This window comes from uncultured Enterovirga sp. (genome assembly GCF_964242715.1).
GTDB lineage: Bacteria > Pseudomonadota > Alphaproteobacteria > Rhizobiales > Beijerinckiaceae > Enterovirga.
On the sequence record NZ_CAXTAZ010000059.1, the window covers coordinates 20,238 to 30,713 of the forward strand.

A 10,476-nucleotide genomic window follows, 5' to 3' on the forward strand; every position below is an offset into this window, starting at 1 on the left:
CCGTCCATCATTGTACAGAATGCGGCGATGGCCGCGAAAGCTCTCATCGCCTGGTCTACCGGAACCGTGGCCCTGGGCGCCACGGCGCTTCTGGCTTCGACGTCGCTGCAGCGCGCGGCAATGGATGCCTCGCTGCCGGTCGCATCCTCGACGCCCTCAGCCGCGCTGACGGCTGAGCCGGTTCTCGTGATCCTGCCCGTGCCGGACCTGCCTCTGGCGATCGCCGAGATCGGGCCGGAGGTGGCCCCGGCCGCGCCGCCCGGCACGCATGCGCTCACGGCCGAGGCGATCTTCGGTCCACCATCGGCTTTGGCCTCTCCCTTCGGGCTCCGGCCCGCCTTCGCCGCGATACCTGCGAGCCTCCAGTTCGATCCTCGTCTAGGGACCGGCGCGCCTGCGCCGGCGCCCTCCCCCGTGCAGGAGGTCATTCGGGCCGCGGCCGCTCGGGACACGACCTTGTCACGCCTCGCGATCCGGCCTCCGCCGCGGCCGTCCTTTCCCGAATCTCGGCTTGCCGACGGTGTGGCGTTGCCCGGCATCGTCGAGGTCACGCCTGCCGGTGCTGCTCCCGCCTGGAGCGAGGCCGGAGCCTTCGCGGCGGCGGCTTGGCCGGCTTTCGCCGTAGCCGCTCAGGAGCCAGGACCCGGCAAGCCCGAACGCCCCCTCCAGGCCGGCGTGGCCTCGTGGTACGGGCCCGGCTTCCATGGCCGCCGAACGGCGAGCGGCGAGGTCTTCAACCAGAATGCGCTGACCGCCGCCCACCGCTACCTGCCGTTCGGGACCAAGGTGAAGGTCGTCGATCCGAAGACCGGCCGGTCGGTGATCGTCCGCATCAACGACCGCGGGCCTTTCGCGCATGGCCGCGTCATCGACCTGTCGAAAGCCTCCGCCCAGGCGCTCGGGATCGGAGGCCTGGCCCGGGTCCAGCTCGTCAGTTCCGAGTAGAAGCCGCTTGGTTGAGTGGCCGCGCCATCATGGGCGGCTGCTGCGGCTCGGGTTGCTCGCTCTGATAGCGGAAGCGGCTGCTACTCAGCCGCCTCGAGACGATACCGGGCCACGTCGTAGTTCAGGATCGGCGACAGCCAGCGCTCGACCTCGGCGATGTCCATGCCTTTCCGCGCGGCGTAATCCTCGACCTGGTCGCGCTCCACCTTGGCGACGCCGAAGTAATGCGCGTCCGGATGGCCGATGAAGAGGCCGGAGACCGACGAACCCGGCCACATCGCGAAGCTCTCCGTCAGCTTCACGCCGATGCGGCGCTCCGCCTGCAGGAGATCGAACAGGGTCGACTTCTCGGTATGGTCGGGCTGGGCCGGATAGCCCGGTGCCGGCCGGATGCCCCGATAGTCTTCCGAGGCCAGGTCGCCCGGCGCGATCGCCTCGTCCGGGGCATAGCCCCAGAATTCCCGCCGCACCCGCTCGTGCATGCGCTCGGCGAAGGCCTCCGCGATGCGATCGGCCAGCGCCTTGACCAGGATCGAGCGGTAATCGTCGTTCGCCCGTTCGAAGCGCTCGGCGATGCGGACCTCCTCGATCCCGGCCGTGACCACGAAGCCGCCGACGTAATCCGCGACGTCGCTATCCTTCGGCGCGACGAAGTCCGAGATCGACAGGTTCGGCCGCCCGTCCCGCTTCGAGAGCTGCTGGCGGAGCCCATGGAAGGTCGCGAGCGTCTCCGTCCGGCTCTCGCCGGTATAGAGCCGGATGTCGTCGGCGACGGTGTTCGCCGGCCAGAAGCCGATCACGGCCTTCGGATTGAACCAGCGCTCGGCCACGATCTTGGACAGCATCTCCTGCGCATCCTCGTACAGAGCGCGGGCGGAAGCGCCCTGCGCCTCGTCTTCGAGGATAGCCGGGAAGCGGCCCTTCATGTCCCAGGTCTGGAAGAAGGGCGTCCAGTCGATATAGGGGACGAGGTCGGCGACCTCGTAGGACCGGAACACGCGCGCGCCGGTGAAGCCCGGCCGCGTCGGCCTGTAGGCCGCCCAGTCAATCCTCATCGCGTTCGTGCGCGCGGCAGCGATCGAGAGCCGCTTCTTGTCGGCCTCTCCCCGCGCATGCGCGTCGGCGACCCTTCGGTATTCCGCCCGGACATTGTCGATATAGGTGACCTTCTGGTCCGGCGAGAGAAGCGAGGAGACGACCCCCACGGCGCGGCTCGCGTCGTTGACGTAGATGGTCTGACCGCTCGTGTAGTTCGGGTGGATCTTCACCGCAGTGTGGACCCGGCTCGTCGTCGCGCCGCCGATCAGCAGCGGGATGCTGAACCCTTCGCGCTCCATCTCGGCCGCGACATGGGCCATCTCGTCGAGCGAGGGCGTGATCAGGCCGGAGAGGCCGATGACATCGACGCCCCTCTCGCGGGCGATGTCCAGGATCTTGCGGGCCGGCACCATCACGCCGAGGTCGATCACCTCGTAATTGTTGCACTGGAGGACGACGCCGACGATGTTCTTGCCGATGTCGTGGACGTCGCCCTTCACGGTCGCCATCAGGACCACGCCCGCGGGCTCGCCCTGGGCCTGCCCGGTCTCCTCCTTCTCCTTCTCCATGTAGGGCATGAGATAGGCGACAGCCTGCTTCATCACGCGGGCCGACTTCACGACCTGGGGCAGGAACATCTTGCCCGAGCCGAACAGGTCGCCGACGACGTTCATGCCGCTCATCAACGGCCCCTCGATGACGTGGAGAGGCCGGGCGACCGAGAGGCGCGCCTCTTCCGTGTCCACTGCGATGAAGTCGGTGAAGCCGTTGACGAGGGCGTGTTCGAGCCGCTTCGCGACCGGCCATTCCCGCCAGGTCATGTCGAGCGTCCGGGCCTGGGCGCCGGCCCCGCCCTTGAAGCGCTCCGCCGCCTCGAGAAGCCGCTCGGTCGCGGAGGGTGTTTCGCCCTTGCGCCGGTTCAGGACGACGTCTTCGCAGACCTCGCGCAGGTCGGCCGGGATGGATTCGTAGACGGCGAGCTGGCCGGCATTCACGATCCCCATATCCATGCCGGCCTGGATGGCGTGGTAGAGGAAGACCGCGTGCATCGCCTCGCGCACCGGCTCGTTGCCCCGGAACGAGAAGCTGAGGTTCGAGACGCCTCCCGAGATGTGGCAATGCGGCAGGGTCGAGGTGATCTCGCGGGTCGCCTCGATGAAGTCGACGCCGTAATTGTCGTGCTCCTCGATCCCGGTCGCGACCGCGAAGACGTTCGGATCGAAGATGATGTCTTCGGGCGGAAAGCCGACCTCGTCGACGAGGATGCGGTAGGCGCGCGTGCAGATCTCGACCTTGCGGGCCTGGGTATCGGCCTGTCCCTGCTCGTCGAAGGCCATGACGACGACCGCCGCCCCGTAGTCGCGGCAGATCGTGGCCTCGGCCTTGAACTTGTCGACCCCCTCCTTCATCGAGATCGAGTTCACGATCGGCTTGCCCTGGACGCATTTCAGGCCGGCCTCGATGACCTGGAACTTGGATGAGTCGACCATCACCGGCACGCGGGCGATGTCCGGCTCGGCCGCGACGAGGTTCAGGAACTCGACCATGGCCCGCTCGGAATCGAGCAGGCCCTCGTCCATGTTGACGTCGATGACCTGGGCGCCGGCGATGACCTGGTCGCGCGCGACGTCGAGCGCGGCCGCGTAATCGCCGTTGGTGATGAGCTTCCTGAACTTGGCCGAGCCGGTTACGTTCGTGCGCTCGCCCACATTCACGAAGGGGATGTCCTTCGTGAGGATGTAGGGTTCAAGGCCTGCCAATTTCATCACCGGCTCGACCACCGGAATCTCGCGCGGTGCCTTGCCGGCGACCGCGGCCGCGATCGCCCGAATATGGGCCGGCGTCGTGCCGCAGCAGCCGCCGACGACGTTGACGAGGCCGGCATCGGCGAACTCGGCGATGAGGGCCGCGGTCGCCTCGGGCGACTCGTCGTACATCCCGAACTCGTTTGGCAGGCCGGCATTCGGGTAGGCGCAGACGAGCGTGTCGGCGATGCGCGACAGTTCCGCGATATGGGCCCGCATCTCGCGGGCGCCGAGCGCGCAGTTCAGCCCGACCGTGATCGGATCGGCGTGGCGGACCGAGTGCCAGAACGCGGCCGGAGTCTGGCCCGACAGCGTGCGGCCGGAAAGGTCGGTGATCGTGCCCGAGATCATGATCGGCAGCGTGCGACCGAGCTCGACGAAGACGCGCCGCGCTGCCAGGATCGCGGCCTTGGCGTTCAGCGTGTCGAAGATGGTCTCGATCAGGATCAGGTCGGCGCCGCCCTCGACGAGGCCGCGGACCTGCTCGGCATAGCTGTCGCGGACATGGTCAAAGGTAACGGCCCGGAAGCCCGGATTGTTGACGTCGGGCGAGATCGAGAGCGTGCGGTTGGTCGGCCCGACCGCACCGGCGACGAAGCGGCGGCGCCCGTCCTTCGCCTCGGCCATCACGGCCGCCTCGCGGGCGACGCGGGCGCCCTCGACATTCAGGTCGTGGACCGCGGTTTCGAGTCCGTAATCGCCCTGCGCGATCGAGGTCGACGAGAAGGTGTTCGTCTCGACGATGTCGGCGCCGGCCAGGAAGTAGCTGAGGTGGATGTCGCGCACCGCCTCCGGCTGGGTCAGGATCAGGAGGTCGTTGTTGCCCTTCTGGTCATGGGCGTGATCCCGGAAGCGCTCGCCGCGGAAATCCGCCTCCGAGAGTTTCAGGTTCTGGATTTCGGTCCCCATCGCCCCGTCCATGACGAGGATGCGCTCGCGCGCAGCGGCCCGGAGGGCGGAAACGGTATCGGTCGTCATGTGCGGTCACCTTCCAGGCGAGCGAGACGTGCTTCGATCGCTTGCAGCCGTTCGTCGACGTCCGTCACGGCATAGCGGGCCATGAGTGTTTCACCCGTCAGCGCACGGCCCATATCGATCTGCTTCTTCGCGAGATCTTCCCTCAGCTTGTCCTGACGGGACAGCTCCGCACGCAGTTCCCGGAAATGAACCAGCATCAGATTGTCGGGCTCAGCCATTCCGCTTTTCCAACTCGGCGATGCGCCGTTCTGCGGCCTCAAGACGTTTGCGAAGGCGAGCGTTCTCTTCGCGTTCTGTGATCAAATTCCTGATGTGATCCGGGTCGAGAAGGACGTTGGCTTCAGCAGCAAATGCGCGATCGCGATCCCTTTGCTCTTGCTCACGCCTCTCTTTCCGCTCTTTGATCTCGGCGCGAAAAGACTCGATCTCCGCCTTCAACTCTTGTTCGAAGCTTGTCGACATCGAAGCCATGCGCGACCCCCCTCACGCCGCCACCCGCGCCGGCTCAGCCGGTGCCACTGCCCTCAGCCCGAGCAGGTGGCAGATGGCGAAGACGAGGTCTGCGCGGTTCATCGTGTAGAAATGGAACTCGGACACGCCACGATCAACGAGGTCGAGCACCTGCTCGGCCGCGACCGCGGCCGCGACCATCTTGCGGGTGTCGACGTCGCCCTCGAGCCCTTCGAAGCGGCTGCCCAGCCATTCCGGCACGCTCGCGCCCGCCCGCTCGGCGAAGCTCTTCGCGAGCTTGAAATTCTGCACCGGCAGGATGCCGGGCACGATCGGGATGGTGATCCCGCGCGCCCGCACCCGGTCGAGATAGCGCAGGTAGAGGTCGTTATCGAAGAAGAACTGGGTGATGGCCCGGTCGGCGCCCGCATCGACCTTGGTCGCGAGCGCATCGAGATCGGCCTCGATCGAGGGCGCCTCCGGATGCTTCTCGGGATAGGCCGAGACCGAGACCTCGAAATCTCCGAGCCGCTTGATGCCGGCGACGAGATCGCAGGTCTGGGCGTAGCCGCCCGGATGGGCTTCGTAGGCGGTGCCGATCCCGGCCATCGGATCGCCCCGCAGGGCCACGATGTGGCGGACGCCGATGTCGCGGTAGCCGCGCACGACATCGTCGATCTCGTCCCGGTTCGCGGCCACGCAGGTCAGGTGCGCGGCCGGCTTCAGGTCGGTCTCGGCCAGAATGCGGCTCACCGTCTTGTGCGTCCGCTCGCGGGTGGAGCCCCCGGCCCCGTAGGTGACGGAGACGAAATCGGGACGGAGCGGCGCGAGCCGCTCGATCGAGGACCACAGGACGGATTCCATCTCGTCGGTCTTCGGCGGGAAGAACTCGAAGGAGACCCGGATCGGGCGGGACGAGTGGCGGCTCGGACGGAATGCGGCGGGAAACATCAGGCAACCTCCCGATCGTGAATGGTGGACGCTGGCGCGACCTGGCGGTCGCAGCCGAGCCAGAGCGAGACGGTCAGCTTGTCGCCCTGCCCATCGGACGGGGCGAGGTCGCCGGCATGGCGGCTGTCGAGACCGGCCTCGTCGAGCCAGGCGGAGACCTGCTCGCGGGCGAAGCCGAGCCGGCGGTGCGCCTGGGTCTCGCGCAGAAATTCGAGGCCGTGCGGCGCGAAATCGACGACGAGGAGCCGGCCACCCGGCGCGAGAAGCCGCGCGGCCTGGGCGAGCGCCCGGGCCGGATCGTCCAGGTAATGCAGCACCTGATGGACGAGGATCAGGTCGAACCCGCCACGGACAAGCGGCGGCGCGTAGATGTCGCCCTGCCGCAGATCGACCCTTGCCTGACCGGAACGCGCGAGGTTGGCGCGGGCGACGGACAGCATGGCGTGACTCGCGTCCAGGCCCACGGCCCGCGCGGCGCGGGGCGCGAGCAGCTGCAGCATGCGCCCGGTGCCGGTCCCGAGATCGAGAATCGTGCCGAGCCGGCCGGGCCCGACGACGTCGAGGATGGCGGTCTCCACCGCCTCCTCGGCAACCTGCAGCGAGCGGAGTTCGTCCCAACGGGGAGCAAGTCGCGCGAAAAAGCTCTGGGCGGCGCGGGACCGCTCGGCGCGGACGCCGGCGAGCCGCTCCCGATCCTCGGACAAGCCGGGATCCTGCGGATCGAGCCCCGCCAGGATCGGCTGGAGAAGGCCCGTCGACATGCCTTCGGCGAGGCGGAAGAAGGCCCAGGCGCCCTCGCGATGGCGCTCGAGAACGCCGGCCTCGACCAGCACCTTCAGGTGCCGCGAAATCCGGGGCTGAGACTGCCCGAGGATGTCGGTCAGGTCGGAGACCGAGAGCTCCCCCTCGGCCAAGAGCGCGATGATCCGGAGACGCGTCTCCTCCGAGACGGCCCGAAGCGTCGCGACGAGGCCGGAAACTCCGATGACTGGCAACTTCTCGGCAGGTGAAGACATAAAGATATGTTTATGTCTATTTCCGCAGGATCGCAAGGGGGATGGCACCGCGTCGGCATGGTACGGCTACCGGTCGCTCAAAGCAGGCTCGCCCCGACATTGATCGCGAGCGCCAGGATCGTGGTGTTGAACAGGAAGGACAGGATCGTGTGCGCGAGCACGAAGCGGCGCATTCGTTTCGCCTCGATCATCACGTCCGAGGTCTGCGCCGCCGCACCGAGGTTGAAGGCGAAATACATGAAGTCCCAATAGTCGGGCTTCGCGTCGCCCGGGAATTTCAGACCGCCCCGATCGTCCTCGCCGGCATAGTAATCATGGGCGTAATGGAGCGCGTACATCGTGTGAACGAAGAGCCAGGACAAAAGGATCGTCGCGCCCGCGAGGGCGAGCCTGCCGGCCTCCGGAGACCCTTTGATGCCGCGCAGTTCGACCGCGATCGCGACAAGGCTCGCGACCGCCCCGACCATCGTCAGGACGAGCACGGCGGCCGCCCCAGCATCCTCACGATCGGCCCGCCGCTGGATATCGGCCTGGCCCGAGCGCGCCATCATGGCCCAACCGAGCACGAGGAAGAGGCCGATCCCGGCATCCCAGCCGACCAGCAACCGGCTGGCCATGCCCGCTCCCGGGACCAGCAAACCCGCGGCCAGTCCAAAGGCCGCGGCCGCGATGAGTCGGGGCCGGGCCGCAAGGAGCCGCAAGCTTCGCGACATGCCCGTCGTCACGGAAGCTTTCAGGTTGAGGGCCTCCATGAACGACGACGTCAGATGGCGAGCGTGCCGGCCTTCGCGGCCGCGTAGCGTTCGGCGACCTTGGGCCAGTTCACGACGTTCCACCAGGCTTTCAGGTAGTCGGGCCGGCGGTTCTGGTAGGTCAGGTAATAGGCGTGCTCCCAGACGTCGTTGCCGAAGAGAACGCGCTCGCCGTCCATCAGGGGCGTGTCCTGGTTCGCCCTCGAGGTGATGGCGAGCTTGCCGTCCCGCGCCACCGTCACGAAGACCCATCCGGACCCGAAACGTTGCACGCCCGCCTGATTGAAATCGGCCTGCATCTTGGCGAAGCCGCCAAGGTCGCGGTCGATCGCCGCCCGGACCTCGCCGGCCGGCTCGCCGCCCTTGCCGCCCATCACCTGCCAGAACATCGTGTGATTGGCATGCCCGCCGCCATTGTTGCGGATCGCGGTGCGGATCCCCTCGGGCAGCTTGTTGAGGCCGGCCAGCAGATCGGGAAGCGGCATCTTGGCGGATTCGCCCTGGCCGGCGAGGGCCGCATTCAGGTTCGTCACATAGGCTTGATGATGCCGGCCGTGATGGATCTCCATCGTCTTCGCGTCGATATGCGGCTCGTTCGCGGCCGCCGGGTAGGGCAGCGGGTCGAGCGTGTAGGGCCCAGGCGCCGGGGTCTGGGCCCAGGCGGTCCGGAGGGTCGATCCGAAGGCGAGCGCGGTCGCCCCGGCGAGAAAGGCGCGGCGTGGGTGAGTCTGGGTCACGGTGATCTCCTGGGCAGCTGATCGGCTAACGCGCGCCGACCTGGAATGATCGATCACGATCACCGCAGCGTCGTGCCTGAGACGGACGCAGGCCAGCAAGTGGTCCGGCCCGGGCGAACATGCGAAGGGGCGGACGCGCGAATGCGCGGCGCGCGACGGCAGGGCGGCGCGTCGAGGAGCTCTGCATGAAGGTCCAAGGTCCCCGACGGAGGCGATGGCTCGCGGCGGCCGGGTGTTTGGCATTCGCCAGCGCCTCTTTCGCCATCGGCTGGCTCGCCCGGCCAGCGCCCTCGATCAGCGCCGTCAGCTATGGGGGCGCGCGGGCGACCCTCATCAACGCCCATCTGGGCGAAGCCACGGCGCCCTACGGCTTCGTGGCCGGGGATTCCTACGCCGAACTCTATCCGGCGGAACGCCCGCCCTGCGAACTGAACCTCGTCAATGGCGGCGTCACCGGCATGAAAGCGGCCGAGTATCTGAAGCTCGCGTCGAGCTTTCGTTTCGAGACACCTCCCGCCGTCGTGTTCCTCGCGATCGGCACGAACGACCTTCTCAGGAAGCACGATCCGGCCGGCGATGCCGCCTTCGGCCGCTTTCGCGCCAACGCCGAAGCCCTCGTCGCCCAGTTCGCGGCGGCCGGCGCCAGGGTCATAGTGGCTGCGGTCCCGCCGATCCCGGAGGCGCTCGGCACCATCTTCGAGCCTGCCGCCTTCAAGCTGTATAGCGACGGCCTGGCGGAGATCTGTGCCCGGCGAGGATGCAGCTTCGTCGATCCCTATGCCGCATCGCGCTCCCCGACCGCCTATTGGAAGGGCAAGGAAGGATCCTCCCGCGACGGCCGGCATCTCTCCAATCTGCGGGCGGCGTACCGGATCGTGGCGGACGAGTTCTGTCGCTGACCTGGCTATTCGGCTGCGAGCCGCGGCGGGGCGATGCCGCTCCGCTGCGCGCGCGGCACGAGGCCGTCGGTATCGGCCAGGATGCGTGTATCAACGTGACGGACGTCGCGGAGCCCGCACATCGCCATCGTGACGTCGAGCTCCTTGCGGATGATGTCGAGGCATTGCGTGACCCCGGCCTCGCCGCCCGCACCGAGCCCGTAGAGGAAGGCGCGGCCGATGAAGGTGCCGTGGGCCCCGAGCGCCAAGGCCTTGATCACGTCCTGCCCTGACCGGATGCCGCCGTCGAACAGGACCTCGATCCGGTTGCCGACCGCCTGCACGATCGCCGGCAGGGCCGAGATCGACGACATCGCGCCGTCGAGCTGGCGCCCGCCGTGATTCGAGACGATGAGGGCGTCTGCCCCGCTTCGGGCCGCGAGTTCGGCGTCCTCCGGATCCAGAATGCCCTTGAGGATCAGCTTCCCGCCCCAGCGCTCCTTGATACGGGCGACATCGTCCCAGGAGAGGGTCGGGTCGAACTGGTCGGCCGCCCAGGACGAGAGCGAGCTCATGTCGGCGACGCCTTTCACGTGGCCGACGATATTGCCGAATTGCCGTCTCTTGGTGCCCAGCATCGCGAGGCACCAGGCGGGCTTGGTCGCGAGGTTGAGGAGGTTGCCGAGCGTCGGCTTGGGCGGCGTGGACAATCCATTGCGGACGTCCTTGTGGCGCTGCCCGAGGATCTGAAGATCGAGCGTCAGGACGAGCGCCGAGCAGCCCGCCGCCTTCGCCCGATCGATGAGCCGGTCGATGAAGTCCCGGTCCCGCATGACGTAGAGCTGGAACCAGAAGGGCCGATCCGTGTGTTCGGCCACGTCCTCGATCGAGCAGATGCTCATGGTCGAGAGCGTGAAGGGCACGCC

Annotated in this window: 10 protein-coding genes; 2 read left to right on the forward strand and 8 right to left on the reverse strand. The window is 67.7% G+C overall.

What is annotated here, in order from left to right; translation table 11 throughout:
- Positions 1 to 537: 537 nt before the first annotated feature.
- The gene (locus ACFE87_RS21485; protein WP_375461717.1) at positions 538 to 945 is read left to right on the forward strand and encodes a septal ring lytic transglycosylase RlpA family protein; all 408 of its coding nucleotides are present in this window, start codon (positions 538 to 540) and stop codon (positions 943 to 945) included.
- Between the two features lie 80 nt (positions 946 to 1,025).
- On the opposite strand, the gene metH is transcribed toward ACFE87_RS21485, so the two are convergent.
- From metH to ACFE87_RS21520, 7 genes are all read right to left on the reverse strand, one after another.
- On the reverse strand, positions 1,026 to 4,766 hold the full coding sequence (gene metH / locus ACFE87_RS21490; RefSeq protein WP_375461706.1) for a methionine synthase: 3,741 nt from the start codon (positions 4,764 to 4,766) through the stop codon (positions 1,026 to 1,028).
- Positions 4,763 to 4,984, reverse strand: a complete 222-nt coding sequence (locus tag ACFE87_RS21495) for a hypothetical protein (RefSeq protein ID WP_375461707.1) — start codon at positions 4,982 to 4,984, stop codon at positions 4,763 to 4,765. The genes metH and ACFE87_RS21495 overlap by 4 nt, the downstream gene beginning before the upstream one ends.
- Positions 4,977 to 5,237: a hypothetical protein gene (locus ACFE87_RS21500; RefSeq protein WP_375461708.1), complete on the reverse strand. Its 261-nt coding sequence runs from the start codon at positions 5,235 to 5,237 to the stop codon at positions 4,977 to 4,979. The genes ACFE87_RS21495 and ACFE87_RS21500 overlap by 8 nt, the downstream gene beginning before the upstream one ends.
- A gap of 12 nt (positions 5,238 to 5,249) precedes the next feature.
- Entirely contained in the window at positions 5,250 to 6,167 is a 918-nt protein-coding gene (gene metF / locus ACFE87_RS21505) for a methylenetetrahydrofolate reductase [NAD(P)H] (protein ID WP_375461709.1), read from the reverse strand.
- Entirely contained in the window at positions 6,167 to 7,183 is a 1,017-nt protein-coding gene (locus ACFE87_RS21510) for an ArsR/SmtB family transcription factor (RefSeq protein WP_375461710.1), read from the reverse strand. The genes metF and ACFE87_RS21510 overlap by 1 nt, the downstream gene beginning before the upstream one ends.
- A gap of 77 nt (positions 7,184 to 7,260) precedes the next feature.
- The gene (locus ACFE87_RS21515; RefSeq protein WP_375461711.1) at positions 7,261 to 7,800 is read right to left on the reverse strand and encodes a DUF1345 domain-containing protein; all 540 of its coding nucleotides are present in this window, start codon (positions 7,798 to 7,800) and stop codon (positions 7,261 to 7,263) included.
- Positions 7,801 to 7,946: 146 nt separating this feature from the next.
- Positions 7,947 to 8,672 (reverse strand): superoxide dismutase, encoded by a 726-nt coding sequence (locus ACFE87_RS21520; protein WP_375461712.1) that lies wholly within the window; start codon positions 8,670 to 8,672, stop codon positions 7,947 to 7,949.
- Between the two features lie 185 nt (positions 8,673 to 8,857).
- Between ACFE87_RS21520 and ACFE87_RS21525 the strand changes: the two genes are divergently transcribed.
- The gene (locus tag ACFE87_RS21525; protein WP_375461713.1) at positions 8,858 to 9,571 is read left to right on the forward strand and encodes an SGNH/GDSL hydrolase family protein; all 714 of its coding nucleotides are present in this window, start codon (positions 8,858 to 8,860) and stop codon (positions 9,569 to 9,571) included.
- 5 nt (positions 9,572 to 9,576) lie between these two features.
- Here ACFE87_RS21525 and ACFE87_RS21530 read toward each other — a convergent pair.
- A partial coding sequence (locus ACFE87_RS21530; protein ID WP_375461714.1) for an alpha-hydroxy-acid oxidizing protein occupies positions 9,577 to 10,476 on the reverse strand: 900 nt, incomplete at its 5' end.

Coding starts and splice junctions, on each gene's coding strand:
- ACFE87_RS21515 (WP_375461711.1), bottom strand. CDS start 7,800: ATGGCCAGCCGGTTGCTGGTCGGCTGGGATGCCGGGATCGGCCTCTTC.
- metH (WP_375461706.1), bottom strand. CDS start 4,766: ATGACGACCGATACCGTTTCCGCCCTCCGGGCCGCTGCGCGCGAGCGC.
- metF (WP_375461709.1), bottom strand. CDS start 6,167: ATGTTTCCCGCCGCATTCCGTCCGAGCCGCCACTCGTCCCGCCCGATC.
- ACFE87_RS21495 (WP_375461707.1), bottom strand. CDS start 4,984: ATGGCTGAGCCCGACAATCTGATGCTGGTTCATTTCCGGGAACTGCGT.
- ACFE87_RS21510 (WP_375461710.1), bottom strand. CDS start 7,183: ATGTCTTCACCTGCCGAGAAGTTGCCAGTCATCGGAGTTTCCGGCCTC.
- ACFE87_RS21525 (WP_375461713.1), top strand. CDS start 8,858: ATGAAGGTCCAAGGTCCCCGACGGAGGCGATGGCTCGCGGCGGCCGGG.
- ACFE87_RS21500 (WP_375461708.1), bottom strand. CDS start 5,237: ATGGCTTCGATGTCGACAAGCTTCGAACAAGAGTTGAAGGCGGAGATC.